This window comes from Collinsella sp. HCP28S3_G2, from assembly GCF_052065125.1.
Lineage (GTDB): Bacteria > Actinomycetota > Coriobacteriia > Coriobacteriales > Coriobacteriaceae > Collinsella.
The window spans coordinates 17,396-43,098 of record NZ_JBQHUO010000003.1 but is presented as its reverse complement, the minus strand read 5'-3'; the positions used below and the strand labels follow the sequence as shown (position 1 = coordinate 43,098).

General features: G+C 60.4%; 22 protein-coding genes and 1 tRNA gene. 21 read left to right on the top strand and 2 right to left on the bottom strand.

Going from position 1 to position 25,703, the window contains the following annotated elements; genetic code table 11:
* Positions 1-2 precede the first annotated feature (2 nt).
* Positions 3-635: a C39 family peptidase gene (locus ACTNB2_RS03110; RefSeq protein WP_441041730.1), complete on the bottom strand. Its 633-nt coding sequence runs from the start codon at positions 633-635 to the stop codon at positions 3-5.
* A 723-nt stretch (positions 636-1,358) separates the two neighbouring features.
* Between ACTNB2_RS03110 and ACTNB2_RS03105 the strand changes: the two genes are divergently transcribed.
* From ACTNB2_RS03105 to rbr, 14 genes are all read left to right on the top strand, one after another.
* Entirely contained in the window at positions 1,359-2,810 is a 1,452-nt protein-coding gene (locus ACTNB2_RS03105) for an APC family permease (protein WP_441031882.1), read from the top strand.
* A 131-nt stretch (positions 2,811-2,941) separates the two neighbouring features.
* Complete coding sequence (locus tag ACTNB2_RS03100; RefSeq protein ID WP_154518625.1) at positions 2,942-4,219, top strand: metal-dependent hydrolase family protein; 1,278 nt, start codon at positions 2,942-2,944, stop codon at positions 4,217-4,219.
* Positions 4,220-4,336: 117 nt separating this feature from the next.
* Positions 4,337-5,722 (top strand): sensor histidine kinase, encoded by a 1,386-nt coding sequence (locus ACTNB2_RS03095; protein ID WP_441041729.1) that lies wholly within the window; start codon positions 4,337-4,339, stop codon positions 5,720-5,722.
* Between the two features lie 40 nt (positions 5,723-5,762).
* Entirely contained in the window at positions 5,763-6,497 is a 735-nt protein-coding gene (locus ACTNB2_RS03090) for a LytR/AlgR family response regulator transcription factor (protein ID WP_154518631.1), read from the top strand.
* Between the two features lie 92 nt (positions 6,498-6,589).
* A complete protein-coding gene (locus ACTNB2_RS03085; protein ID WP_154518634.1) occupies positions 6,590-7,534 on the top strand; it encodes a zinc dependent phospholipase C family protein in 945 nt (314 codons plus the stop codon).
* 101 nt (positions 7,535-7,635) lie between these two features.
* Positions 7,636-8,895, top strand: coding sequence for an MFS transporter (locus tag ACTNB2_RS03080; protein ID WP_427728898.1), 1,260 nt, complete (start codon positions 7,636-7,638; stop codon positions 8,893-8,895).
* 170 nt (positions 8,896-9,065) lie between these two features.
* Complete coding sequence (locus tag ACTNB2_RS03075) at positions 9,066-10,253, top strand: glycosyltransferase (RefSeq protein WP_441041727.1); 1,188 nt, start codon at positions 9,066-9,068, stop codon at positions 10,251-10,253.
* Complete coding sequence (locus ACTNB2_RS03070) at positions 10,250-11,593, top strand: histidine kinase (RefSeq protein ID WP_441041725.1); 1,344 nt, start codon at positions 10,250-10,252, stop codon at positions 11,591-11,593. Before ACTNB2_RS03075 ends, ACTNB2_RS03070 begins: the two co-directional genes overlap by 4 nt.
* A gap of 72 nt (positions 11,594-11,665) precedes the next feature.
* The gene (locus ACTNB2_RS03065) at positions 11,666-12,382 is read left to right on the top strand and encodes a LytR/AlgR family response regulator transcription factor (protein ID WP_154518646.1); all 717 of its coding nucleotides are present in this window, start codon (positions 11,666-11,668) and stop codon (positions 12,380-12,382) included.
* A 94-nt stretch (positions 12,383-12,476) separates the two neighbouring features.
* Positions 12,477-12,944: a YfcE family phosphodiesterase gene (locus ACTNB2_RS03060; RefSeq protein WP_154518649.1), complete on the top strand. Its 468-nt coding sequence runs from the start codon at positions 12,477-12,479 to the stop codon at positions 12,942-12,944.
* A 411-nt stretch (positions 12,945-13,355) separates the two neighbouring features.
* Positions 13,356-13,433, top strand: a tRNA-Asp gene (locus ACTNB2_RS03055).
* 340 nt (positions 13,434-13,773) lie between these two features.
* Positions 13,774-14,259 (top strand): RrF2 family transcriptional regulator, encoded by a 486-nt coding sequence (locus ACTNB2_RS03050; protein WP_154518481.1) that lies wholly within the window; start codon positions 13,774-13,776, stop codon positions 14,257-14,259.
* 21 nt (positions 14,260-14,280) lie between these two features.
* Positions 14,281-15,186 (top strand): adenine glycosylase, encoded by a 906-nt coding sequence (locus ACTNB2_RS03045; protein ID WP_427719505.1) that lies wholly within the window; start codon positions 14,281-14,283, stop codon positions 15,184-15,186.
* Between the two features lie 113 nt (positions 15,187-15,299).
* Positions 15,300-15,839 carry a rubrerythrin gene (gene rbr, locus ACTNB2_RS03040; RefSeq protein WP_154518486.1) on the top strand — a complete coding sequence of 180 codons (540 nt, stop codon included), beginning with the start codon at positions 15,300-15,302 and terminating at the stop codon, positions 15,837-15,839.
* A gap of 142 nt (positions 15,840-15,981) precedes the next feature.
* On the opposite strand, the gene ACTNB2_RS03035 is transcribed toward rbr, so the two are convergent.
* On the bottom strand, positions 15,982-16,167 hold the full coding sequence (locus ACTNB2_RS03035) for a hypothetical protein (protein ID WP_441041724.1): 186 nt from the start codon (positions 16,165-16,167) through the stop codon (positions 15,982-15,984).
* A 26-nt stretch (positions 16,168-16,193) separates the two neighbouring features.
* Here ACTNB2_RS03035 and ACTNB2_RS03030 point away from each other — a divergent pair, with 26 nt between their 5' ends.
* The 7 genes from ACTNB2_RS03030 to mfd all read left to right on the top strand — a co-directional run bounded on the left by ACTNB2_RS03030 (position 16,194) and on the right by mfd (position 25,649).
* Entirely contained in the window at positions 16,194-16,616 is a 423-nt protein-coding gene (locus ACTNB2_RS03030; protein WP_154518493.1) for a hypothetical protein, read from the top strand.
* 123 nt (positions 16,617-16,739) lie between these two features.
* Positions 16,740-17,270, top strand: coding sequence for a DUF6036 family nucleotidyltransferase (locus ACTNB2_RS03025; protein ID WP_441041723.1), 531 nt, complete (start codon positions 16,740-16,742; stop codon positions 17,268-17,270).
* Complete coding sequence (locus tag ACTNB2_RS03020) at positions 17,267-17,830, top strand: hypothetical protein (protein WP_427719501.1); 564 nt, start codon at positions 17,267-17,269, stop codon at positions 17,828-17,830. The genes ACTNB2_RS03025 and ACTNB2_RS03020 overlap by 4 nt, the downstream gene beginning before the upstream one ends.
* A gap of 51 nt (positions 17,831-17,881) precedes the next feature.
* The gene (locus tag ACTNB2_RS03015) at positions 17,882-19,237 is read left to right on the top strand and encodes a DNA recombination protein RmuC (protein WP_441041721.1); all 1,356 of its coding nucleotides are present in this window, start codon (positions 17,882-17,884) and stop codon (positions 19,235-19,237) included.
* 127 nt (positions 19,238-19,364) lie between these two features.
* The gene (locus tag ACTNB2_RS03010) at positions 19,365-21,167 is read left to right on the top strand and encodes an ABC transporter ATP-binding protein (RefSeq protein WP_441042295.1); all 1,803 of its coding nucleotides are present in this window, start codon (positions 19,365-19,367) and stop codon (positions 21,165-21,167) included.
* 63 nt (positions 21,168-21,230) lie between these two features.
* Positions 21,231-21,896: an endonuclease III gene (gene nth / locus ACTNB2_RS03005; RefSeq protein WP_427719497.1), complete on the top strand. Its 666-nt coding sequence runs from the start codon at positions 21,231-21,233 to the stop codon at positions 21,894-21,896.
* A gap of 120 nt (positions 21,897-22,016) precedes the next feature.
* Complete coding sequence (gene mfd, locus ACTNB2_RS03000; protein WP_441042293.1) at positions 22,017-25,649, top strand: transcription-repair coupling factor; 3,633 nt, start codon at positions 22,017-22,019, stop codon at positions 25,647-25,649.
* The last annotated feature ends 54 nt before the right edge of the window (positions 25,650-25,703 follow it).

The following is a 25,703-nucleotide window of genomic DNA, read 5'->3' as shown; positions in this document are numbered from 1 at the left end:
GACTAGTAGTAGGCCCACATGGTTTCGATTTCGTTGAGGACTTCTACGATGCCCCAACGGCGGGCGCTACGGCTGGGCGAATTGGGATCGTAGACACCGATTTGGTCGGCGTCGTCAATGCCGTAGAGGACGATGTAATGACCCACGTTGGTAAACATGCCGGGACGCACGACGGCGATTACGGGAGCACCCGAGCGCAAGGCCTGGGCCATCGAGTCTCGGTCGTTGTAGAGCTGCGTCCCGTTAAGCCCCAGCTGCCATGCGCCGCTCGTCATAAACGACCACTCGGTGGCACCGGTGGGGGCATAGTTGCCCGCCTCGGAAAGGGCGCACATATCGACCGGCGTCATATCGGTGCGCCCCGTTTTAAAGATGTAGATCATGGTGAGGCAGGTGGGTCCGCAGCCGTTTTGGCGGATAGTTCCGCCGGCGTAGGGCAGCTCCGACCATGCGGGGTCGATCTGGTAAATATGCGGCATGGTGCCGGCACTCCACTGCGAACGTGGGGTCGAAAAAGCAAACGAGTAGCCGAGTGCGACTGGGGCTTTGAGGAGCTTTTCCTCGGCGGTGGGCTCTAGGCCGGCAGAGCCATGCGAAGCACACGACCCCAGATACACAAATGCCAGACATGCCATGATGGAGCACAGGGCAAGACAGAGACGATGAATCTGCGGATTGGCGGCCCGGCCGCGTCCCAGCGGCCGTGGCTGCTTTGCGCCGCGTCCGCCGCGGGGCTTCGAAAAGAAACGGCTGATGTGGTTGTCAGACTTTCGCCGATCGATTTTCTGCCGCCGAGGCACTTCGGCCCGGCGTTGACGGGTGCCCGAGCGTGGGCGATCCGCTTGACGCGTGCTGGTATTCTGCGGCATAGACGACAAGGGGCGATCCTGCGGACGCTGCGGCCCGTCGTTGTCAGAAACACTCCTGGATGCTGGCGTGGTACGCCCGGCAAGGCGAACGTTTCGCTGTCGTTCGCCGCCGTTGTATTCGTATGCCATTTGCACCGCCTCGTCTCATGTATAACCCGTCCATCCTACAAAAAAGACGTGCAGCAAATGAGGACATACACCAAAACCTCGGTAAGCGGCATGGACGGGAGCGAGCCTGGCGTCATAAAGCGACGCCCTCCGCGAGCGATTGAGTCGCGTCATCAAAACGGACGCCCGCACCGAGTGGCGCCCCTCGCCGTTCGTCCCAAAAACGGCGCCGCTCGTTTTGCAGTTCTGCCTTCGGTCGAGCTACGAGTGGCGTTGCTGTGCCAAGGCCGTATCTTAAAGCCATGAAATAAAAAGTGCGCGGCAAAACAGGCCGTGCAAGGGGTGACGCCAAGGGGCGTCAGAAAGGAAAGGAGGGGAACAATGGCGGACAAGAACGCAGAAGTTGCAGTCGAGGATACCGGCGGCATGAAGAAAACGCTTTCGCTCTGGAACTTCTTCACCATCGGTTTCGGTGCCATCATCGGTACCGGTTGGGTTCTGCAGGTCGGCGACTGGATGGTCGTGGGCGGCGGTCCCGTTCCCGCTATGATCGCATTCCTCTTGGGTGCAATCTTCCTCGTGCCCGTCGGAGCTGTTTTCGGTGAGCTTACGGCTGCTATCCCCATCTCGGGCGGCATCGTCGAGTATGTCGATCGTAGCTTTGGCCGTACAATGAGCTACATTACCGGTTGGCTCCTGGCCCTGGGCAACGGCATCCTGTGCCCGTGGGAGGCCATTGCCATTTCGACTCTCGTGTCCGAGATGTTCGGTAGCCTGCCCGGTCTTGAGTGGCTGCGCGCCATCAAGCTCTACACCATCCTGGGCGCCGACGTTTACCTGTTCCCGACGCTGATCGCGCTCGGCTTTGCAGTCTACGTCATCTTCCTCAATTTCCGCGGTGCCAGCTCGGCCGCCAAGCTCCAAGCCTTCCTGACCAAGGCCCTGCTCTGCGGCATGCTACTCGCCATGGGCGTCTCGCTGTTCACCGGCTCGCCGAACAACGCCATGCCTGTGTTCTCCCAGGTCGCCGGTGCTGGCGGCGGTAAGGCCGCCACCGAGGGCACCAGCCTGTTCGCCGGTATCGTGTCGGTCCTGGTTCTGACCCCGTTCTTCTACGCCGGTTTCGACACCATTCCTCAGCAGGCTGAGGAAGCAGCCGAGGGCCTTAACTGGAACAAGTTCGGCAAGATCATCTCCCTGGCCCTGCTGGCCGCCGGCGGCTTCTACATGGTCTGCATTTACTCGTTCGGCACTATCCTTGACTGGCATGAGTTTGTTAAGAGCCCGGTTCCCGCGCTTGCCTGTCTTAAGGGCATCAACATGCTCCTGTACCTGGCCATGCTCGTCATCGCCACGCTTGGACCCATGGGCCCGATGAACTCCTTCTACGGCGCCACGAGCCGCATTATGCTCGCCATGGGCCGCAAGGGCCAGCTGCCCGAGAAGTTTGCCGAGGTCGATCCCAATTCCGGCGCTCCCAAGCTCGCCTGCGTCGTTCTGGCCATCATCACCGTCGTCGGTCCGTTCCTGGGCAAGAACATGCTCATCCCTCTGACCAATGTGTCGGCTCTCGCCTTCATCTTCTCTTGCGGCATGGTCGCTCTTGCCTGCCTGCGCATGCGCTTCACCGAGCCCGACCTACCTCGTCCCTACGAGGTGCCCGGCGGCAAGTTTGGCATCAGCCTCGCCATCGCTGCCTGCGCCATCATCATCGGCCTGCTCGTGATTCCGTTCTCTCCCGCCTCCCTCAACATGGTGGAGTGGAGCATCGTGATCGGCTGGTTGGCTATTGGCCTGGCTCTCATGGCTTTCACCAATTCCCGTAAAAAGTAACGCCGAGCCGGGGCGGATTGGGTGCGCGGTGCCCTCTCTCCCGCGTACCGAACCCGGCATCACTTGGGTAGCTTTGTGAGGCCTTAACCCAACACGGCCTCACCCACTATATGGATCCATAAGGAGGAACCATGTCCACTAAGTATGCAATCGTTGGCGGCAAGCTCATCGACGGTACCGGTGCCGAGCCGGTCGAGAACTCCCTCGTTCTCGTCGACGATAACGGCAAGATCGAGTACGCCGGTGTTATGCAGGACCTTCCCGAGGGCGTTGAGGTTATCGACGCCGCCGGCAAGACTGTCCTTCCCGGCCTGATCGACACCCACCTGCACTTCTCGGGCAACCTGACCGACGATGACACCGATTGGGTCATGCAGCCGCTCCTCGAGAAGCAGGCCGTCGCCGTCAAGCAGGCCTACGACTGCCTCACCCACGGCCTCACCACCGTCTGCGAGATCGGCCGCTTTGGTATCCAGATTCGCGACTGCATCGACAAGGGCGTCTTTAAGGGCCCGCGCGTTCTGGCCACCGGCCTCGGCTTCTGCCGTGTTGCCGGTCACGGTGACTCCCACCACTGCACCCAGGAGCTCAACAAGGAATCCCATCCCTGGGGCGACCAGGTCGACGGTCCTTGGGATCTGCGCAAGGCCGTCCGTCGTCGCCTGCGCGAGAACCCCGATGCCATCAAGATCTGGGCTACCGGTGGCGGCATCTGGCGCTGGGACTCCGGTCGCGACCAGCACTATTGCTCCGAGGAGATCCAGGCCGTGGTCGAAGAGGCCAAGATGGTCGGTATCCCCGTGTGGAGCCACTGCTACAACAACCACGCCGCCGCCTACGATTCCGTTCGCTTTGGCTGCGAGCAGCTGATTCACGGCTTCGATATCGATGAGCGCACCATGGACCTTATGGCCGAGCAGGGCACCTTCTTCACCCCGACGATCGCCTTCCTGCCCACCTGGTACGCCACCTATCCTCCCGTCTATGTCCCCGAGCTGCACGACAAGTACGAGGGTACCCTGGTCGAGAAGGAGCTGCAGCGCAACTATGACTGCCTGCGCGAGGCCAAGAAGCGCGGCGTCGTCATGACGATCGGCTCCGACTCCTTCTCCTTCGTCACCCCGTACGGCACCTGCTCCATCGAGGAGATGTACGAGTTCGTCGACAAGATCGGCTTCACCCCGGTCGAGACCATCACCTGCGCCACCCTCAACGGTGCCAAGATGTGCCACATCGAGGACGAGACCGGTTCCATCGAGGCCGGCAAGTGCGCCGACCTGCTGGTCGTCAACGGTGACGTCGCCGCCGACATCCACGTGCTCAACACCGACAACATGGACGTCATCATGAAGGACGGCTGGATTGTCGAGGCCGGCACCTTCGGCGAGCCAAACAAGTACAGCGCCTAAGCTACCGTTTGTCGATGGCTGGATGTAAAACACAGTTTTTGATTGCATAATGCAATGGAGAGGGTCGCTTGCGGCCCTCTTTATTGCTATCGGTACTACGGACAAGAGGGGATGACGGTGGATTTAAACAGGCTGAATCTGGGCAAGAGTTACAACTCTACCAAGGTCTTTCGTACGGCCCAGCATGTGGTTCAGGCCATCCTACTCGGTGTTGTCGTTCCGGCGCTTATCTTGCTGCTTATCTGGGATTTAACCGATAATCCCAATCCCGTTCCAGGCGTTGTCGTTATTGCCGGCCTGGTCATGCTGTGCTTCTTCTTCTCGTATGTCTTTGTGGTCCCCGATGACCTCACATCGAGCGCAACCGACCGCACGCTCGCCATCGCATCAAAAATATTTGCCTACACGTCGCGCGGCCTTACGCCCGAAGCGGCCCTGGGTGCCTCTAAAATTATCCTGTCCGAGACCATCGCTTCTGCCATCTGCTTTACTGACGGCAGGCAGGTGCTGGCAAGCTGGGGCGAGGACTCGGCAAAGTGCCCTGCCGGAACCCCGGTAGTGCTCAAGACCACGCTCAACGTGATTGAGACGGGCGAACAGAGCGTGTTTTCGCGTGATGCCTCCAATGAGACGGGCGGCTATTTTCCCCGTCTGCGTGCCGGTATTGTCGCGCCGCTTAGCGTGCGCGGTCATTGCGTGGGCACACTCGAGCTGTATTACCCACGCCTGAGCAGCATCGATATGCGACAGACGGCGCTTGCCTCGGGTTTCGCCGATCTCATTTCCACGCAGCTCGCCAGCTTTGAGCTCGAGCGCCAAGATGAGCTCACGGCCCGCGTTGAGCTCCGCGCTCTGCAGTCGCAGGTCGATCCGCATTTTCTATTCAATACCATTAGCACGATCGTTTCGCTCGTTCGAACCGAGCCCGACAAGGCGCGATCGCTGCTGATCGACTTTTCCAACTACTATCGTCAGACGCTTTCTGACTCCGATACGCTCACCACGCTCGAGCACGAGGTTGAACAGGGCACCCGTTATATCAATCTTATGCAGGCCCGCTATGGCGACGGCCGTCTGCGCGTTTCGGTCGACATCGACTTTGAGGTGCGCGACAGCCTGGTGCCGCCGTTTATCTTGCAGCCGCTGCTCGAAAACTGCATCAAGCATGCGCAGCGCGAGACCGAGCCGCTTTCCATTCGTGTTAGGGCTTTTGAGACCGATGACGGCTTGGAGATCATCGTCGAAGATGACGGCATCGGTATGAGCGAAGAAGTCTGCGCGCATCTGTTTGAGCAGCATCGCCGAGAGGAGCCCGAAAGCATTACCGCCGACGGCTCCGTCAAGCGAGGCTGCGGCCTGGCGCTCTTCAACGTGCTTCAGCGCATCCATTTCTTTTACGGAGAAGATTCTGGCATGCGCGTGAAGTCCCAGGAGGGCGTGGGAACGCAGGTCATCGTTGAGTTGAACGGCGAGCCGCATGAGCCGGCGCCGCTAACGGTGTAGCACGCGGTTGGATTGAGAGAAAAAAAGAGGGGAAGCGCATATGTCCGAAGGCTGGAATATCTTGGTGGTTGATGACGAGCCCCCAATTAGGGCTGAGCTACGCTATCTGTTGGAAAAGGATGCGCGTGTGGGCCAGATTGCCGAGGCGGGCAATGTCACCGAAGCCGTGGAATCGATTCTGTCGAACAAGCCCGACGTGCTGTTTTTAGACATTACCATGCCCGGTCGCTCGGGAATTGAGCTTGCCGAGACGCTTCAGAACCTAAAGACACCGCCGGTCGTGGTGTTTGTGACGGCATTTGCCGAGTATGCGGCCGATGCCTATAACCTCGATGCCGTCGATTACATCGTAAAGCCGGTCGAGGATGCTCGCCTGTCAAAGGCGCTCGATAAGATCGAGACCGCCCTGGGCGCTCGCCGTGTCGTCCATGCTCCGCGCCAGCCTTTGCGCCTGACGGTGGATCGTGGGGGTAAAAAGGTGTTCATTCCCGTGGCGGATGTCTGCTACTTTGAGGCGCGCGCCGATTTTTGCAACGCCGTCTGCGCCGAGGGAACATATCTGATCAATGAGTCGATTTCATCGCTCGAGCGGCGCCTGGCCTCCGAGGGCTTTATCCGTGTCCACCGCAGCTATCTGGTCAACTTGGAAGACGTGCACAATGTCGAGATCGGTTCTACGGGTCTTATGGAACTCAGGCTCGATCGCGTAACCTCGACGGTGCCCGTGTCCCGTCGTCGCGCTGCCGAGGTTAAGGCGCGCCTGGGGCTTGTGTAGACGGTCCGCATGCCATCGTTTGCCGACGCAGGTTTGGCATGGGCGCGCGGTGGGCATAATGGGTGACATCGAATGAAATCGAAAGGATCATTATGCCTGCGCTTATTACGCATCATCTGTTTGGCGAGGAAAGCATCGATCGTCTGCCGCAGGGCGTCATTACGTCCGACGAGGAACGCATTGCTTTTATCCTGGGCAACCAGGGTCCCGACCCGTTTTTCTTCCACATCCTGACGCCGCGCGTTTCCGACTGCACGCTGCTGGCGCAGGCCATGCATCGCTCGCGCATGTCGCGCCAGTTCTCGTGCCTGCGCGACGGCGTGTCCCATCTGCTCCCGCGCGATGCCAACTTGGGCCGCGCCTTTGCGCTGGGCCTGCTGTCGCACTACGTGCTCGACCGTAATGCCCACCCCTTTGTCTACGAGCAGCAGTTTGGCATTGTCGAGTCCGATCCCGAGCTGGGGGATTCGGGCAGCCAGGTCCATGCGGTGCTCGAAAGTGACCTGGACGTGTTGATGCTGCAGCTCAAGCGCGACGGGGCCACGGTCGAGGACTATCCGCCGGCGGGCGAGATCGTCACCACCGACCGCATCAATCGCGTGGCCGGCGTGCTGATGAGCTATGTTGCCGGGCGTGTGTACGGTATCGATATCCCAGCGGGGGAGTACGGTGCCGCCGTTGCCGACATGCAGCTGCTCTATCGCGCCATTGAACCGGCGGGCTCGGCCAAGACGCGTGCAATTGCCCTGGTCGAGGGCCTAGTACACGACTACTCCCTGCTCGATGGCCTTGCTCACCGCGTGACGACCGAGCCGCCCGAGCGCACCGGCAATCTGGGCCATCTGACGTGGAAGAATCCCTTTACCGATGAGGTCTCGAACGAGAGCTTCCCCGAGGTCTTTGACCGCGCGCTGGTCGATTACGAGTGCACGGTCACCCGCTTTATCGAGACCGGCGATATGGAGGCCGTGACCAACCACGTCAATTACAGCGGTCGCGTGCTCGGCGCTGACGAAGAGTTCGACCGCGAGGAGTAGGGTTCGTGCGTGTCCCTTTGCCGAATCCTTACCGGTGCCTCTGTGCAATTGGGGTACGATGAACTAGCTGCATATCGGGCGAACACGAAGGGTCCCTGTCCATGAAATACACCAAGCTCGAGCGTAACTGGGTTATGTACGATGTGGGCAATTCGGCCCTCGTGTTGCTCAACACCTCGGTGGTGCCCATCTACTTTAACGCCATCAATACCGGTGCTTCCTCGGCCGACCTGGTGGTCGCTTGGGGTAGCGCGCAGACGATTGCCTCGCTGGTCATTGCCATGCTCATGCCCATTCTGGGCGCACTTGCCGATTACGCCGGCAACAAGATCAAGTTTTTCTTGGGCTTCTTCCTCACGGGCTTGGTGCTTTGCCTGGCGCAGGCTATCCCAATGTCTGCCATGGCATTTTTGGCCGTGTACGTGCTGTGCACCATCGGCCTTAACTCTTCTATGACGTTCTATGACGCCATGCTGCCCGACATTACCACCGACGAGCGCATGGACGCCGTGTCCAGCTCGGGCTATGCCTGGGGCTACATCGGTTCCACCGTGCCGTTCATCATCTGCCTGGCGCTTATCATGGGTGGTCCCGCTCTTGGCGTCCCCACCATGCTGGCAACGCGTCTGTCGTTTGTCATCACTGGTGCCTGGTGGCTCATCTTTACCCTGCCGCTCATTCGCACCTATAAGCAAAAGTACGGTCGCGAGCGCGGTCCCGAGGACACCATCGGCCACATCGTGGGCGGCGTGTTCTCTGAGGTCGTACACACCATGCGCGAGATCGCCCACAACAAGACCGTGCTGGTCTACATGATCGCGTTCTTCTTCTACATCGACGGTGTGCACACGGTCATTTCCATGGCAACCAGCTACGGTTCGGCTCTGGGCATCGACTCGACCCAGCTGGTACTGGCCCTGCTCGTTACACAGTTCGTGGCCTTTCCGTCCGCCATCATCTACGGCAAGCTCGCCGGACGCGTGGGCACGCTCAACATGATCCTGGTGGCGGTCGCCGCCTACATGGGCATTGTGCTGTTCGCCGCGTTTTTCCTCAAGACCGCCTTTGAATTCTGGGTGCTTGCCATTATGGTCGGCCTGTTCCAGGGTGGCGTGCAGGCACTCAGCCGTAGCTACTTTGGCCGCATCATCCCCAAGGAAAAGTCCAACGAGTACTACGGCTTCTTTGACATCTTTGGGCGCTATGCAAGCGTTATGGGCACCTTTCTGGTGTCGGTCGTCACCTCGCTGACCGGCAACCCGTCGCTGGGCGTTCTTTCCATTGCTGTGCTGCTGGTCGTTGGCTTTATGCTGCTGGCCCGCCTGTCTCGCATGACTCGAGCGGCAGAGCATGCCGCATAGGAGCGGGCGGCTATTGTGCCTGTCTGCGGTACTCTTTTGGGGTTATCCGCAATAAACATTGCGACTTGCGAGCAATGATTTGCCCAAGTGGGTATGATGGAATCAGCTAGGTCGCGGGGCGTCGCCTGTGTTTGGCGGCGCCTCGTTTTTGTGTTGCAGGGAGGGAAGGCATGAACGCCACGGTTGTGATTCCAACATATTGGGCGGGCGATGATGCCCATGCAAACGCTCCCGGTGTCTATGACCACTCGACGAATCTCAACGCCGCCAATCCCGAGCTCGATCACTGTCTTGCTTCGCTCGAGCAGGTACGCGATATTCCGCGAATCATCCTTTTGGTGGTCTGTCCCATCTCGGCCACGGCGGATGTGTCGAAGCGCGTACGCGAAATCGTCGAGGCGCACCCTACGCTCAAAGTTACCGTAGTCACCAATACCCAGGCATCGCGTATCGCCGACCGCGTAGCGCAGATTGCGCCCAAGGGTTCGGGAGAATGCGTGAGCCTGCGCGGCTATGGCGCCATCCGCAATATGGGACTTGCCTGTGCCGCCGTGCTGGGTCACGATGCCGTCATCTTTTTGGATGACGACGAGACTGTCATCGATGCCGACTTTATGAAACGCGCGACTTACGCGTTGGGGCAGCAGACGCGTCAGGGCCTGCCAATCTTGGTTAAGAGCGGCTACTTTTACGATCGAGACGGATCGCCGCTGGCCCCCACGGACAAGGTGGGCATCTGCCACCGTTGGTGGACCAAGCGTATTGAGTTCAATCGCTGGATGAAAAAGGCGCTCTCGGGCACCCGTATTTCGCGTTCAAACTATGTGTGCGGCGGCCTTATGGCCCTCCATGCCCGCGCCTTTACCCGCGTGGCATTTGACCCGTTTATCACTCGTGGCGAGGACCTGGACTACCTCTTTAATATGCGCATGTTTGGCTACGACGTATGGTTTGATAACGAGTGGACCGTGCGCCATCTGCCGCCCGAGTCCGAGAAACGCTCGCCGCGCTTTATGCAGGACGTGTACCGTTGGTACTACGAACGTGCCAAGCTAACGTTTGCCGCGCATCAGAAAGAGCTCATTCCCGTTACAGCCGCGTCTCTCATGCCCTATCCGGGCCCGTGGATTTCGCGCGAGCTTGACGATCGCGTGCGTAAGACTGCCATGGTCCGCAGCATGTTTACCCGCGAGCACGAGGGATACCTACGCATTTGGCGCCACGGTATTGACGAGGCCAGGACCTACGCACGCCAAAACGCCGCAAGCTACCTGCGTTTCCAGAGCTTCTGGCCCAAGATTATGGATGGGCTCTGGCGTGACGCCCAGCTGACCAGCATCCTGGAGGGGACTGAATGATCGACCGCCGCGCCCAGCGCGATAGTTCAATGTCAATCTTTCGCATCATTGCCGTATCCTGCGCCATTTGTGTGCTGGTGTACTTTGTTTTTGCCCTGGCGACTGGAATCGAGCCAATCGCGACCGTGGTCGCCTGTGCGCTGCTATGCATCTTCCTGTGTATCTTTATCTTTTTGACGCTCAATCCCGATTCGGTTCGCTCGCAGTACACCGAGGAGACGCTCTCGGTGGCCTCGGCCATGCTCGAGGACATTAAAGGCGGTCTGACGCAGGAGTCAGCACGTCTGGTGTGCCAGCGCATTTTGCCCGAGACACGCGCCATGACAGTTGCCGTTACCGACGAGAGCAACGTACTGGCCTGCGCGGGCGAGTTTGAGGAAAAGCTGCTGCCCAATTCTCCCATTCATACGCTCGCCACGCGCTACGTCATCGAACACGGTATCGTCCAGTCGTTCAACCGCGTGGTGGACGTGGTGGGTTCGGATGGCTCACACAACCAGGTCCCCGCTGGCATCATCGCACCCATCAAGGTGGGCGACCGCACCGTCGGCACGCTCAAGTTCTATTACAAGACCCCGCGTGCCGTCGACCGTACCCAGTATGCGCTCGCCTCGGGTTTTGCCGAAATCCTGTCCACGCAGCTCGCCATTCACGAGCTCGAGGTGCAAAAGGAGCTCACGGCCCGTGCCGAGGTGCGTGCCCTGCAGGCGCAGATTAACCCGCACTTCCTGTTCAACACGCTCAACACCATCGCATCGTTTACGCGTACCGACCCGCTGCGCGCCCGCGAGCTGCTGCGCGAGTTCTCCTCGTTCTATCGCGCAACGCTCGACAATTCGGGCTCCCTCATTCCCGTGTCGCGCGAGGTCGCACAGACCAAGCGCTACCTGACGTTTGAGAAGGCGCGCTTTGGCGAGGATCGCGTGCTGGCGACCTTTGACGTGTCCGAGGACGTCGAGGACACGCTGGTTCCGGCATTTGTGATCCAACCGATTGTCGAGAACGCCGTGCGTCACGGCATGGGTGATGCCAGTGCGCTGAAGATTGACGTGACGGTGCGCAGGGATGGTGACGATGCGATTTTGATTTCGGTGGCCGATGACGGTGTGGGCATGGACGAGGGCATCGCTGCCAGACTGTTTGACGAGCGCTCTGCCCGCCCCGACGCCAGCTCCCCGCAGGGTGGCGGCGCCGGCGTTGCCATGCACAATATTTCGGAGCGCATTCATCGCTTTTATGGGCCGCACTCCTATACGCGCGTCGAATCGGCGCCGGGTAAGGGCGCTAAAGTGCTCCTACATCTCGATTTGTCGGAGAGCATCTTCGACATTCAAGAGTAGAATAATTGGTCACGGGCTTAACGCCGGTTGGCGTATGCCCGACGTAGTTAGTTGACGAAAGGTTTTATCCCCATGCTGCGTGCGATGATTGTGGATGATGAGGCCCCGGCCCGTTCGGAACTTCGCTTCTTGCTCGAGCAGACGGGCAAGATCGGCACGATCACAGAAGCGTCGAGCGTTCGCTCCGCCATCGAGATGCTTATGGAGAGTCGCGTTGATGTCGTGTTCCTCGATATTTCGATGCCTGGCGCTTCGGGTCTGCAACTTGCCGAGGCGCTGCATAAGCTTAAGAATCCGCCGGCGATCGTGTTTGTGACCGCGTACAGCGATCATGCGGTTGAGGCGTTTGATGTGGATGCCGTCGACTATCTGATGAAGCCGGTAGAGGAAGCCCGCCTGGATCGTGCAATCGAGAAGGTCATGCAGCGCACGAAGCCCGTTGCGGACAGCAAGGTGACCATCGAGCGCATCCCGGTGGAGAAGGGCGGCCGCAAGGTGCTCATCCCCGTGGACGACATTCGCTTCATTATGGCCAAGGACGATTACTCCTGTATCTATACCGTCGACGACCGTTTTTTGTCGACGACCTCGCTGGCACAGTTCGAGGCCAAGCTCTGTGATTTTGGCTTTTTCCGCGTTCACCGCCGCTATATCGTTAACCTGGCGTGTGTTACCGACGTCGAGACGGTTCCCTCGGGCGCTATCCAGCTGGGCATTACGGGCGTCGACGAACGCGTACCGGTTTCGCGCCGTCGCGTCGTACCGCTCAAGAAGGCCCTGAGCCTCTAGCACACCGGCCCCGCAGCCCTGTAGACCAAAATCGTCTGCGGAGCCGCGGGGCTTTTTGTATGAATGCACCAAATCGTTTTGCGGAAGGGATCCCATGAACAGTGCAAGCGCCAAGCGTATCGACATCATCTCGGACACCCACGGTTATCTGTCGCCCGCGCTTTTAGATGAGTTGAGCGGCGCGGACCTGATTATCCATGCCGGCGATCTTACGTCGGAGATGGACTACGAACATCTGCGAACCATCGCCCCCGTGCGAGCGGTTCTGGGCAATAACGACTACTACCGTGATTACGGCCCCGAAGTGGACCGTCTGGCGCTCTTTAGCTACGAGGGCCTTAAGTTTGCCGTAGCCCACTACCGCGAAGACCTCCCGGTGGGATCCGTGGACGTAGCCATCAACGGTCACACTCACGTAACCAAAGAGGCCCAGGTGGGCCGCTGTCTAGTCCTCAACCCCGGCAGTGCTAGCTACCCCAGAGGCACCCGAGGCCCCACCATGGCCAGAATGCTCGTCAAAGACGGCAAGGTCTTAAGCGTCAAGTTTATTGACTTAGACTAACCGCAACAAAAACGGGGGATGCACAATGCATCCCCCGTTTCCATTTGAGCCAAAGGCCGAGCTTCAACAAGAACAATCAGACCAACCCCGCCGAGGAGCACGCGGGCTAGCCGCGCAGCGGCGCACGCCCGCAAAACTGGTTGAACATAGTGACGGCAGGGAGGGTCTCCGGGGCCGGCTGGCGCGGGTTAAGTTTGTCGCGAGTTCCGCACGCAAAGGAAAGCACTTAATGTGCTTTCCGTCTTGCGTAGGACTGTAGAGCAGCAAACTTAACCCGCGCCAGCCGGCCCCGGAGACCCTCCCGGAGGGCCCAAAAAATATTTTCAAAAAAGTTGTTGCGCGGCGAACAGACTTCTGTGTATACTAATCCCCGCAGCGCACGCGAGCGGAAACAAACGCGAACGACTGCCTGGGGAGTTAGCTCAGTTTGGTTAGAGCGCCGGCCTGTCACGTCGGAGGTCGCGGGTTCGAGCCCCGTACTTCCCGCCAACGCAATTAAAGCCACGTCTTCGGACGTGGCTTTTTGCGTTTAATAGGACAACCGCTCGGCCGTCCCTTTCATTCAGCCCCTTGCTTCCGAGATGCGGAAAAGAATTAAGTATATCGGTTTAAACAAGGGGGGTTTGTTGCGCAACACTCGTTCAATGAAACAGGGGGTTAGGTTATACTAAATTCCACTGCAGGTCTAATCTGATGCAATTTGCTTTGGATTCGACCTTCAGCGGACATCTAATTCACTATTTGGTTGTCCCGGCGGTTATTTAGCGTCTCGACGTAAGCTCGGCCCCGGAGCCCGTTCGAGCTGTTCGTATTCCTTGAAAGGGGAAACATGGACATATCGAGGAAGACTGATTATGCCCTCCGCATGCTTGCGATGCTTGCCGAGGAGCCGGAGCGGTTGCTTTCTGTTCGCACTGCTGCCGAAGAGGTCAATGTTCCGTATTCGTTTGCCCGTTCGATCCAACACGGTTTGGTTCAGGCCGGTATTGTGGAGAGCCTGCGTGGCGTCCACGGCGGTATGCGTCTTAAGGTCAACCCGAGCGAGGTCACTATCCGTCAGGTCGTCGAGGCCGTTCAAGGCCCTATGGTTATGAATGATTGCACGGCGCTCGATGGCGACTGTGCGCGCAGGGGCACGTGCTGCTATCATCCCCTGTGGGCTGGGGCCCAGGCGCTGATGCGTGACTACCTCGATTCCGTTTCGCTGGACGATGTCGTCGCTCGCCGCCAGTTCCCCGCCGTCGATCCCAAGTTCGCCGACCGCGACGCCTTTCCCGAGTATGCCGTTTGCGCGTGTGCTTGCCGGGAGGAGTAGCGCCGCATAAGGAGTATAGCTATGATTCAGGACCCCTTTCGTTCGATGATTCGTTCGGAAGGGGTTCTGCGTTATCGCGACCTTCCGTGGCGCCGCACACGCGACCCGTACATCATCTGGCTTTCCGAGGTCATGCTGCAGCAGACGCAGGTTCCACGCGTAGAGACGCGCATGCCGGCATGGCTCGACCGCTTTCCGACCGTGCATTCTCTCGCCCAGGCCGCTCCTTCTGATGTTTTGGACGCTTGGCAGGGCATGGGCTACAACCGCCGTGCTTTGGCGCTCCATAAGGCCGCGCAGCGACTCGTGGAGGACTGGGATGGGGAGTTTCCGCGTGATACACGCGACCTGGTCGCGCTGCCCGGTATTGGGCCCGCAACGGCGCAGGGCATTCGGTCGTTTGCGTTTGATCTTCCGGGAGTGTACCTGGAGACCAATGTGCGCACGGTCTTTCTGCATCACTTTTTTCCTGACGTTCCGTCTGTTCCCGACCGCGAGCTGGTGCCGTTGATTCAGGCGGCCTGCCCGGCGGCGCCCGGTGCGGCGGCGGATGAGGTCGCTCCCTTTGCCGTGCCGCTCGACGATGCCGATACGCCGCGCGCGTGGTATTACGCGCTGCTGGATTACGGCGCGTATCTTAAAAAGACGCTGCCCAATCCGTCTAGGCGCTCGGCGGGCTACAGCCGCCAGTCCAAGTTTGAGGGCTCGCGTCGGCAAAAGCGTGCCCATATCGTGCGCATGCTGCTTGCAGCTCGCGACGGACAGCCGGCGGGCATAACGCTTGTTGAAGCTGTTGCAGGCGTTAACAAGATGGAGGCCGCAGCGGGTCGCGAACCGGTTGGTTGCGATTTTATTGCGGGCATTCTTGCCGACCTGGAGCGCGAAGGCTTTTGTCGTGCCGAAGGCGAGCGCTGGCTGAGTGTGTGATGACGCGAATTTGCAGAACAGGATAGTAAGGTTTAGATTCTCGGCATGAGGGTATCCTAAAGACAATGCCGCTCAAAGTCTGTGGGCGGCGCGTATTGAAGGGAAGTACACCTATGGATTTTGAGAATTCTCAAACCAAGAAGAACCTCGAGACCGCTTTTGCCGGTGAGTCCCAGGCGCACACCAAGTATCGTTACTATGCATCCAAGGCCAAAAAGGACGGCTACGTTCAGATTTCGAATATCTTTGCAGAGACGGCGGGCAACGAGTCCGAGCATGCCAAGCTGTGGTTTAAGTACCTGCACGACGGTGCTGTTCCGGATACGCTGGACAACCTGCGCGATGCCGCCGCGGGCGAGAACTACGAGTGGACCACGATGTATGATGAGTTCGCCAAGACCGCCGAAGAGGAGGGTTTTGCCGAGATCGCCGCGAAGTTCCGTGGCGTTGGCGCTGTCGAGAAGGCTCACGAGGAGCGCTATAACAAGCTCGTCGAGCGCATTGAATCGGGCGAGGTGTTTGAGCGCGAGGGCGTAAAGGTGTGGAAGTGCCTGAACTGCGGGCACCTGCATGTTGGTGCCAAGGCGCCCGAGGTGTGCCCGGTTTGCAACCATCCCAAGGCGTACTTTGAGGAGCAGGTGGTGAACTACTAGCGCGTGGCGCTGGCTGCGCTCCGGCTTCGGGCCGTCGCGTGCTCGCTACAGAAAAGCTGATAAGAAGTTTGTGTGCCGCCCCTTTTGGGGCGGCACGTTTTGTTTGGGGTCCCTGTCTTCACAATTTCCGTCAAGCTTTTGGTTAGGTTTTGGTCGGATGGCGCAAGGGCAAAAGGGCAAAAGATTGCTGGCGAAAAAAGCTCAAAGAAAGTGCTGGTAGGGGAGTTGTTGAACTTTTCGACAGTTTTCTGACAAAAGAATCTTTGCGGCTATTGCCGCGGATTTCGTTGCCGCGGCCGCGATGGTGCGGGATGCTGGGCGCAAGCATCGAATGCTCCTATTGAGGAGGCCAACATGGATCTGTTTCTTGAGACCCCGCAGCAACAAGCCGAGCGCATGCTGCGCCAACAGCAGCGGCTTATGGAGATGCAAATGCAAGGGGCAGCCGTCCAGCCTCCTGCGCAAAACGCCGCGCCCGCGGTATCGTCTGCGGGTGAGGTGGACCCAGGAGCCTATTCCGTACAGCAAGATTCATATGCGCAGGAGCTTGCGTTCGACAAGCGTCGTGCGCGTCGCCGTCGCTGGGCCCAGCGCCTGCGTACGCTGGCGATGATCGTGCTGATCCCGTTGGGACTCGCGGCAATCTTCTTGGCCTCATATGCCCTCACCTGCATTCTCAACGGCGCCTCGCCCAGCGAAGTGCTCCAACATTTGACAGCTCTCGGCCAGCGCCTGGGCGATGTCGTAACAACCATCCGCGCCGGCTGGGAGAGTTAGCGTTTGTCACATTAGGACTTCTAGGGTGCAGGGATTATCGCCACGAGTAGAATTCTTGCATCCTGTGGGTCCTGTCGTGCGACTGAATAGTATTATTGATGATGATTAATAATAGGATTTGCTATGCATAAGCAGGATTTAGAGCAGATTCTTTTGGGTATTGACGAGGAGGCGGAGCTAGAAATAGGTCCAAGAGACGATAGACCGAGCGTTGTATTGGTGGGAGGGAGCGCCTTCATGCTTAACGATGTGACGAATCGGTCGGTTACACATGACATTGATGTGTTTGAGGCAGACAGGTGCCTCCGCGAGATCATAGCTCGATATCCCGAGGTGAATGGTATGGCGGTGGCATATTGTAATCAGATGCCATTCAATTACGAAGATCGTTTGATTCCCTTGGATATTGGGGCACGTTTTATCAGGTACTTTACGCCATCCTTAGAAGACCTGGCGGTAATGAAGCTCTATGCCTACCGTCCGAACGACATCGTCGATCTTCATAGCCAGGCATTCGTCGACCGACTTGATTGGGGACTGCTCGAACGGCTTATATTCGACGAGGGCGAGGCGCTGGCGTCGTCGCCTTCGGAGCGGAGTTATCAAGAGATGGTCTGCGCATACAGACAATACAAAAAGGAGGTGCTCGGTTGAATCTGACCTTTGAGGGATTCTTAAAAGGCTATTGCCGAGAGCTATCCGGACAGCAGTCGCTCAGTTTTAGAAAACTGGTTAAGCAGGCGACGACGGTTGCGCCGCGCGTGGCGGAGCCCCTGTTTTTGCTCGCTTTGGCGCAGGGTAAAGCCGAATACGTTCTGGGCTTATCCGAGGGTTCGTGGATGGAAGAGGGTTACCGAGGCGTTTTGTCCTTGTACGCCCAAACGGGTAGCCTGGCATCTCTATGCGCCGAGGACAAACTCCCTAATCGTTATGCCAACGTTTGGCGTGCGTATAGAGCGGTGAAGGAAAAGCCAGTGGCGGACAGAAGGATCAACGCTCTGATGCGAAAAAGAACGTTGGGAGCGCTAGGGGAATCGGGCGTAACGCGCTACGGTCTCTGCCGCGATTTGAATCTGAATAAGGGAAACGTGTACGCATACTTAGCCGGCGATGACTCAAAGGTGAGCAGGGAGACGGCGCGCCGCATTATGGAATATGCGGAGGAGAGGGGCGCCCAAGAAGGGGCCGGGCGCCCGGTGCGTGTGGCGGGGTAAGATTGATCGCGGTTTTGATTGATGATCGATTGGGTCTGTTGGGCGGAGTCTATGTCTGCTGTTGATATTGTGCTGGTCGTGATCGCCTTGGTAGCGGTTGGAGTGGCTGTGGCTTGCGCCCTGCAGCTCAAGGGCCTTCGCGCCGAGCTGCGAGAGCGCAGCGATGGCGGTGCGGAGGCGCTGGCGGCACTCGAGCAGGCCAACAACGCGCTCGATGCCCTGAACGTCGCGTTGGCAGAAACCCGCCGCACGGCCAATGCCATCGCGCAGCAGCAGACGACAGATGCGGCCGTGGAGCAGCAACGTTACCTGAACATCGCACGCGAGTTTTCGCAAGCTGGTGACCGGATGGATGACCTGCGCCGCGAGACGGCCCAACAACTCGGTGCCAACCGCGAGGGCATCGAGCACCGCCTGGACAAGGTGCGCGAGACGGTCGATGCCCAGCTGGGTGCTATCCGCAAAGACAACAACGTGCAACTCGATCAGATGCGCGCGACGGTGGACGAGAAGCTCTCCCGCACGCTCAACGATCGCCTGTCGGCATCGTTTAAGCAGGTGAGCGACCAGCTCGAGGCTGTGTACAAGGGCCTGGGCGATATGCAGTCCATCGCCACCGGCGTGGGCGACCTTAAGCGCGTGCTGGGCAACGTAAAAGCGCGTGGCATTTTGGGCGAGGTGCAGCTGGGTGCAATCCTGGCGGACATCCTTACACCCGACCAGTATCTGGAAAACGTCGCCACCAAGCCCGGTGCCTCGGAGCGCGTTGAGTTTGCCGTCAAGCTGCCGGTAGACGAGGACGATCCCGTGCTGCTGCCGATCGACTCCAAATTCCCGGGTGACGCATATGAGCATCTGCTCGACGCCCAGGAGTCGGGTGACGCTGAGGCCGTCGCCGCTGCGCGTAAGACGCTCGACGCCATGGTCAAGCGCGAGGCCAAGGACATCTGCGAAAAGTACCTGAGTGTGCCGGCAACGACCAACTTTGGCATTATGTTCGTGCCGTTTGAGGGGCTGTACGCCGAGGTTGTCAGTCGTCCGGGACTTATCGAGACCCTGGGCCGCGACTATCACGTCAACGTTGCCGGCCCTAGCACCATGGCGGCTATCCTCAACAGCCTGCAGATGAGCTACCAAACGTTTAGGCTGCAAAAACGCACCGATGACGTGCTGCGCGTGCTTTCTGCCGTCAAGGCCGAGCTGCCGCGCTATCAGGCGGCGCTGCGCCGCGCCCAGCAGCAGATCGAGACCGCGGGAAAGACGGTCGAGGGCATCATCACCACGCGCACCAACGTCATGGAGCGCAAGCTCAAGGACATCGACGCGCTGGAAGACGCCGACCAAGCTGATGAGATCTTGGGACTCACGCCCGCGGGCCTTCTCACAGATCAAGAAGACGAGGAATAATTACAACAAGACGGTGGGGCGCCGGCGCAAACGCGGGCACCCCGCTGCTTTTCGCATCGTGCTTGCCTGAAGTGCGCTTTAGTATGCAACAATGACGTTTAGCCCCGCCAGATGTGAAAGGAAGCCCATGTCACAGAGAAGCACCAGTCCGCTCAAACGCTCAACCGTGCGCCGCACGCTACAGCGTTTTTGGGGCGTCACGCGCACGCAGCCGCTGATCGTCTTTCTCTCGGTGCTCTCGTCAGCGGGCTACATCTTTTTGCTCACGTTTGCCAACACCTACGTGATGGCGCTTATCGTCGACCGCGTCCAGGCCGGCCCCGTGGCGGGCGACCGGGTGTTTGAGGTCTTTGGCCCCTACATTCTGGCGCTCGTGCTCGTTAACCTGGTAGGCCAGATCCTCTCCAAGCTGCAGGACTACACCGTCTACAAGCTCGAGATTGCGGGTAACTATCACTTGGCGCGCCTGTGCTTCGACACGCTCTCCAATCAATCCATGACATTCCACACCAGCCGTTTTGGCGGATCGCTTGTGAGCCAGACGAGCCGTTTTATGAGCGGCTACACGGGGCTGGTGGACGTGACGGTGTATTCGCTCATTCCCACTATCACCTCGGTTATCTGCACGGTGGCGGCGCTCGCCCCGGTGGTGCCGACGTTTACCGTGATCCTGGTGGGCATCATGGTCGTCTACATTGCGTTTGTCTGGCTTATGTACAAGCGCATCATGCCGCTTTCGGCCGCGACGTCCGCCGCGCAGAACAAGCTGTCGGGCGTGCTTTCCGACGCGGTCACGAACATCCTGGCCGTCAAGACCTGCGGGCGCGAAGACTTTGAGCGCGACCTGTTCGATGCTGCCGACCGCGCCGCGCGCGACGCCGAAACGGTTTCGATGCACGCCATGATGCAGCGCAACTTTACGACCTCGGGCCTTATCGTCATTACCATGGCCGTGGTGAGCGTGTTCGTCGCGGGCGGTAACGCGTGGTTTGGCATCTCTGCCGGCGCGCTCGTCATGATCTTTACCTATACGTACAACCTCACCATGCGCCTGAACTACGTAAGCTCCATGATGCAGCGCATCAACCGCGCGCTGGGCGATGCGGCCGAGATGACGCGCGTGCTGGACGAGCCGCGTCTGGTGGCAGACGACGAGAACGCTCCCGAGCTCAAGGTGGGCGAGGGCGCGATTGATTTTGAGCACCTGAGCTTTGCATACCGCGACGCCGCGGCGGGCGAGAGCGTGTTCGACGACCTGACGCTCCATGTGGCGGCGGGTCAGCGCGTGGGCCTGGTGGGCAAATCGGGCTCGGGCAAGACGACGCTCACCAAGTTGCTGCTGCGCCTGGACGACGTACAGGGCGGTCGCGTACTCGTGGACGGTCAGGATGTCTCGCGCTGCACGCAGCAGAGCCTGCGTCGCCAGGTTGCCTACGTGCCGCAGGAGGCGCTGCTGTTTCACCGCTCCATTCGCGAGAACATCGCCTACGGCCGCCCCGATGCCACCGACGAACAGATCCGCGAGGCGGCCCGCTTGGCCAATGCCCTGGAGTTTATCGACCGCCTGCCCCGGGGCTTTGACACCATGGTGGGCGAGCGCGGCGTTAAGCTTTCGGGCGGCCAACGCCAGCGCGTGGCCATCGCCCGTGCCATCCTCACCGACGCGCCGATTCTGGTGCTCGACGAGGCGACCTCTGCCCTGGATAGCGAGTCCGAGGCGCTGGTGCAGGAGGCGCTCGAGAACCTGATGCGCGGCCGCACCTCTATTGTGGTGGCACATCGCCTGTCCACCGTGGCGGCGCTCGACCGCATCGTGGTGCTGGCGGACGGCGAGATTGTCGAGGACGGTACGCATGCGCAGCTTGTCGAGGCAGGCGGCGAGTATGCGAGCTTGTGGGGCCGCCAGACCGGCGCATTTTTGGAGGCGTAAAGACCCCATACGTGGGACAATCGTGCCCATAGGTAAGTTATGCCGCCAATCCGAGGAGTCGTTATGCCACGCGAGACCAATGCCGCAAAGCGCGAGCGCGCCGTTGAGGTGTGCGAGCGCCTTAACCGTCGCTATGGCCCGGTTGAGTGTTTTTTGGACCACGAGAATCCCTATAGGCTGCTCATAGCGGTGTTGCTCTCGGCGCAGACGACCGACGCGCAGGTCAACAAGGTGACGCCGAAGCTGTTTGCCCAGTGGCCCACGCCCGAGGCCATGGCGGGGGCGAGCGTTGCCGATGTGGCAGATACCATTAAGTCGCTCGGCTTCTATAAGAGCAAAGCCAAGCACGCCGTGGAGGCCGCACAGATGATTGTCGCCGATTACGGCGGCGAGGTGCCGGCCGACATGAAGGAGCTTGTCAAGCTGCCGGGCGTTGGGCGCAAGACGGCGAACATCGTGCTCAACGTGGGGTTTGGCATTGTCGAGGGCATCGCGGTCGATACGCACGTCAACCGCATCGCGCACCGTCTGATGCTGAGTCCCAAGACGCACGCCAAAGAGCCGCTCAAGACCGAGCAGGATCTGCTCAAGATCTTGCCGCACGAGTATTGGGAGTCGGTCAACCACCAGTGGATCACCTTTGGCCGCGAGATCTGCGATGCCCGTAAGCCCAAGTGCGACGAGTGCCCGCTGGCAGATCTTTGCCCGAGCATGCGCGTTTTGGGGTAGCTGTTTGGCGTGCGCTGGCGTGTTCACCTCATGCGCTACCATGATAATCAATACTTTTGACGCACGACCCGCCGAGCTTGCCCCGGCGGGCTTTTGGCGTTGCGATGCCGGAGGAACAGCATGCTCATTCACCGTATAGCCGCGCAGCTCTACACTGCCGAGGCCTTGCAGACCGTCGAGGCCGGGCTCGACGCCGGCGAGGATGTGACGCTGGCCGTGTCGCAGTCGGGCCGCACGCTTATGGCGGCTGCTCAGTTTGCGCGCCGCCCGCGCCCTACGGTCTACATTGTTAGCGGCGAGGACGCGGCCGATCGCGCCGCGCGCAGCCTTGCCGCCTACGTGGGCCTGGCGCACGTGTGCCGCTTTCCCGAGCGCAAGGACTATCCGTGGCGCGAGCAGGCGCCCGACGATGCCGTGGTGGCGCAGCGCTGCGAGGCTCTGGGGCGTATCGTGCGCGGGGACAACTGCATCATGGTTGCCTCGGCCCGCGCGCTGCTGCGTTGCGTGCCGCCAGTCGAGAGCCGCTACTGGGAGTCCACGACCTTTGCGGTGGGCGAGGAGATTCCTTTTGACGAAGTGCCGCAGCGCCTGGTGGGCATGGGCTATACCAATGCCGGCGCCGCCGACGCACCCGGCCTGTTCCGCGTGCACGGCGACACCGTCGAGGTATTCCCCGCACAAGAGAAAGCGCCCGTGCGCATTGAGTTCTTTGGCGACGAAATTGATCGCATTCGCCGTATGGTGAGCTCCACGGGCCAAACCATCGGCAACGAGGACAGCATCGAAATCTTCCCGTGCCGCGAGTTGGCGCTTACCGACGAAGCCGTTCACAACATGCACGTGGCGCTCTATCGCGCAAGCCAGAGCGACAGCAAGCTGGCGGCGCTGCTCGAGATGGTTGATGCGCGCATCGTCACACCCGAGCTCGACCGCTTTTTGCCGGTGATGTACGGCCAGACCGTGAGCCCGTTGGCGCACGTGAGCGGCAAGGCGCTTGTGGTTCTGTCCGAGCCGCGCTCGCTGTTCGACGACTGCCTGCGTGCCTACGAGGATATCGAGGCGCGCGCCGGCGAGGCGGGGATTGACCGCTTGGACGGCCTGTACGTGCGCGCCCAGCAGCTCGACTTTGGTGCTCAGCAGCGCCTGAACTACGTGAGCCTGATCCGCGCCGGCGGTGCGGTTACGGCAGAGCTCAAGATTGAGCAGCCGGCTATCGCGGGCTCGGACAACCGCTTTATGACGCGCGTTCAGGAAGTCGTGGGCAAGCGCTATGCCTGCGTGTTTGCCATTCCCGACCGCGGAGCGCGCGAGTCGATGGAGCTCACCTTTGGCGACGAGGGCATTACCTTTGAGGAGTCGCTGACGGCCGCCCCCGAAAACGCCGGCGTTATTGGCGAGCGCGTACGCGTGGCAGCGGCAGATTCTGCCGACCGTGCTGTCCGCAAGGAGGCCCATGCCTCGATCCGCGAGCGCCGCGTCGACGCACTCAACGCCCGCTCGCTCGAGGCGGGTGCCGCCCAGGCTGCCGCCGGTGCTGCCGTACCCACCATCTCGCGCGGACGCGTGACCTTTGTGGATGCCGCCCTGCCGCAGGGCGTGGTGGTGCCCGATGCCAACCTAGCCGTGTTCTCGATCGCCGATCTCAATGCCCGCATGGACGCCAACCGCGTGCGCAGCCGTCGTAAGGTGGACATTACGCAGATTACGTTTCCGTTTAAGCCGGGCGACTACGTGGTGCACGCTACCCACGGCATCGCGCTCTTTAGCGAGATCGCGCGCCAGGAAGTGGGCGGCAAGGAGCGCGACTACTTTTTGCTGGAATATGCCGACGGCGACAAGCTCTACGTGCCGCTCGAGCAGGTCGACCGCATCACGCGCTATGTTGGTCCCGACGGCGACAAGCCGCGCCTGACTAGGCTCAACACCGCCGACTGGACGCGTGCCACCAACAAGGCGCGCAAGAACGCCAAAAAGCTGGCGTTTGACCTGGTCGATCTGTATACGCGCCGCTCTTCGATTACCGGTATCGCCTGCCCGCCCGACACGCCCGAGCAGATCGAGATGGAGGAGAGCTTTCCTTACGACGAGACGCGCGACCAGCTGGAGGCTATCGCCGATATTAAGGCCGACATGGAGGCGCCCAAGCCCATGGACCGCCTGCTCTGCGGCGACGTGGGCTTTGGCAAGACCGAGGTTGCCCTGCGCGCGGCGTTTAAGTGCGTGGACTCCGGCCGTCAGGTCATGGTGCTCTGCCCCACGACCATTCTGGCCCAACAGCACTACGAGACCTTCTTTGAGCGCTTTGCCCCGTTTGGCCTCGAGGTCGAGGTGCTCAGCCGCTTTCGCACGCCGGCGCAGCAGAAGCGCGCGCTCAAGGCGTTTGCCGAGGGCACGATCGACGTGCTCATCGGCACGCACCGCCTGCTTTCGGCCGATGTGAACCCCAAGAACCTGGGTTTGGTGATCATCGACGAGGAGCAGCGCTTTGGCGTGCAGCACAAGGAGCAGCTCAAAAACCTGCGCGAGCAGATTGACGTGCTCACGCTTTCGGCCACGCCTATTCCGCGAACCATGCAGATGGCCACGAGCGGCGTGCGCGACATGAGCCTGATCACCACGCCACCGACCGGGCGCCGCCCCGTGATCGTGCACGTGGGGGAGTACGACCCCGACGTGGTGAGCGCGGCGATTCGCCTGGAGGTGGGCCGCGGCGGCCAGGTGTACTACGTGTCCAACCGCGTCAAGACCATCGACGACGCCGTGGCGCGCGTGCACGAGGCCGCGCCCGAGGCGCGCGTGGGCGTGGCGCACGGCAAGATGAGCCCGCGCGAGGTCGAGGACGTGATGATCGAGTTCGCGACCAAAAAGATCGACGTGCTCATCGCCACGACCATCGTGGAGAGCGGCATAGACAACGCGACCGCCAACACGCTCATCATCGAGGATTCGCAGCGCTTGGGTCTGGCGCAGCTCTACCAGCTCAAGGGCCGCGTGGGCCGTTCTGCCACGCAAGCCTACGCGTACTTTATGTTCCCGGGCGAGCTGCCGCTCACCGAGGAGGCTACGGCACGCCTGACCGCACTCTCCGAGTTCCAGGACCTGGGCAGCGGCATGCGCATCGCCATGCGCGACCTGGAGATCCGCGGCGCCGGCTCGCTCATGGGCGCCGAGCAGCACGGCAATCTGTCGAGCGTGGGCTTTGACCTGTTTACGCAGATGCTGGGTCAGGCCGTGGCCGAGGCGCGTGGCGACGACGATGCCGGTGTGGAGGCGGCGAGCGTGGGTATTAACCTGCCGGCCGACTACTTCTTGTCCGAGGAGTACCTGCCGGCGGTGGATCAGCGCGTGCTCGTATACCGTAAGCTTGCGGCGGCCGAGGACCTGGAGAGCATCGACGAGGTGCAGGAAGAGACCGAGGCCGCGCATGGCGAGCTGCCGTTGGCGGGACTCAACCTGTTCAATCGCGCGCGAATCCGCATTCGCGGCGATCGCCTGGGGCTCGAGAGCGTTACGCTTAGCGGCGGTCGCATCACGTTTTTGGGCGTCGACGTTCCCAAGAAGGTGGCCTATGAGCTTAAGACCCGCTATGGCGCGGTGAACTTCCCCAAGAGCCGCAAACTGTCGGTGCCCTACAAGGCGGGCGCCGGCGCGGGCAGCGGCCTGGGTCGCGGTCTCGACGCCAACGACGGCACCGGCCCCGTGGCCGCGGCACTCATACTGCTGCAGCAGCTGGGCACGTCCGACGATGACTAACGGGTCGACGCCGTAAACGCCCCATTTGGGCAATCTGGTTCCATCGAAAGGAAA

Bases quoted from the DNA above. Each gene is read 5' to 3' on its own strand.
- ACTNB2_RS03080 (WP_427728898.1), top strand. From the start codon at position 7,636: ATGAAATACACCAAGCTCGAGCGTAACTGGGTTATGTACGATGTGGGC.
- ACTNB2_RS03090 (WP_154518631.1), top strand. From the start codon at position 5,763: ATGTCCGAAGGCTGGAATATCTTGGTGGTTGATGACGAGCCCCCAATT.
- ACTNB2_RS03100 (WP_154518625.1), top strand. From the start codon at position 2,942: ATGTCCACTAAGTATGCAATCGTTGGCGGCAAGCTCATCGACGGTACC.
- ACTNB2_RS03110 (WP_441041730.1), bottom strand. From the start codon at position 635: ATGGCATGTCTGGCATTTGTGTATCTGGGGTCGTGTGCTTCGCATGGC.
- ACTNB2_RS03035 (WP_441041724.1), bottom strand. From the start codon at position 16,167: ATGCTTGCGCCCAGCATCCCGCACCATCGCGGCCGCGGCAACGAAATC.
- ACTNB2_RS03045 (WP_427719505.1), top strand. From the start codon at position 14,281: ATGATTCAGGACCCCTTTCGTTCGATGATTCGTTCGGAAGGGGTTCTG.
- ACTNB2_RS03060 (WP_154518649.1), top strand. From the start codon at position 12,477: ATGAACAGTGCAAGCGCCAAGCGTATCGACATCATCTCGGACACCCAC.
- ACTNB2_RS03050 (WP_154518481.1), top strand. From the start codon at position 13,774: ATGGACATATCGAGGAAGACTGATTATGCCCTCCGCATGCTTGCGATG.
- ACTNB2_RS03025 (WP_441041723.1), top strand. From the start codon at position 16,740: ATGCATAAGCAGGATTTAGAGCAGATTCTTTTGGGTATTGACGAGGAG.
- rbr (WP_154518486.1), top strand. From the start codon at position 15,300: ATGGATTTTGAGAATTCTCAAACCAAGAAGAACCTCGAGACCGCTTTT.
- nth (WP_427719497.1), top strand. From the start codon at position 21,231: ATGCCACGCGAGACCAATGCCGCAAAGCGCGAGCGCGCCGTTGAGGTG.
- ACTNB2_RS03075 (WP_441041727.1), top strand. From the start codon at position 9,066: ATGAACGCCACGGTTGTGATTCCAACATATTGGGCGGGCGATGATGCC.
- ACTNB2_RS03015 (WP_441041721.1), top strand. From the start codon at position 17,882: ATGTCTGCTGTTGATATTGTGCTGGTCGTGATCGCCTTGGTAGCGGTT.
- ACTNB2_RS03085 (WP_154518634.1), top strand. From the start codon at position 6,590: ATGCCTGCGCTTATTACGCATCATCTGTTTGGCGAGGAAAGCATCGAT.
- ACTNB2_RS03065 (WP_154518646.1), top strand. From the start codon at position 11,666: ATGCTGCGTGCGATGATTGTGGATGATGAGGCCCCGGCCCGTTCGGAA.
- ACTNB2_RS03105 (WP_441031882.1), top strand. From the start codon at position 1,359: ATGGCGGACAAGAACGCAGAAGTTGCAGTCGAGGATACCGGCGGCATG.
- ACTNB2_RS03010 (WP_441042295.1), top strand. From the start codon at position 19,365: ATGTCACAGAGAAGCACCAGTCCGCTCAAACGCTCAACCGTGCGCCGC.
- ACTNB2_RS03030 (WP_154518493.1), top strand. From the start codon at position 16,194: ATGGATCTGTTTCTTGAGACCCCGCAGCAACAAGCCGAGCGCATGCTG.
- ACTNB2_RS03070 (WP_441041725.1), top strand. From the start codon at position 10,250: ATGATCGACCGCCGCGCCCAGCGCGATAGTTCAATGTCAATCTTTCGC.
- mfd (WP_441042293.1), top strand. From the start codon at position 22,017: ATGCTCATTCACCGTATAGCCGCGCAGCTCTACACTGCCGAGGCCTTG.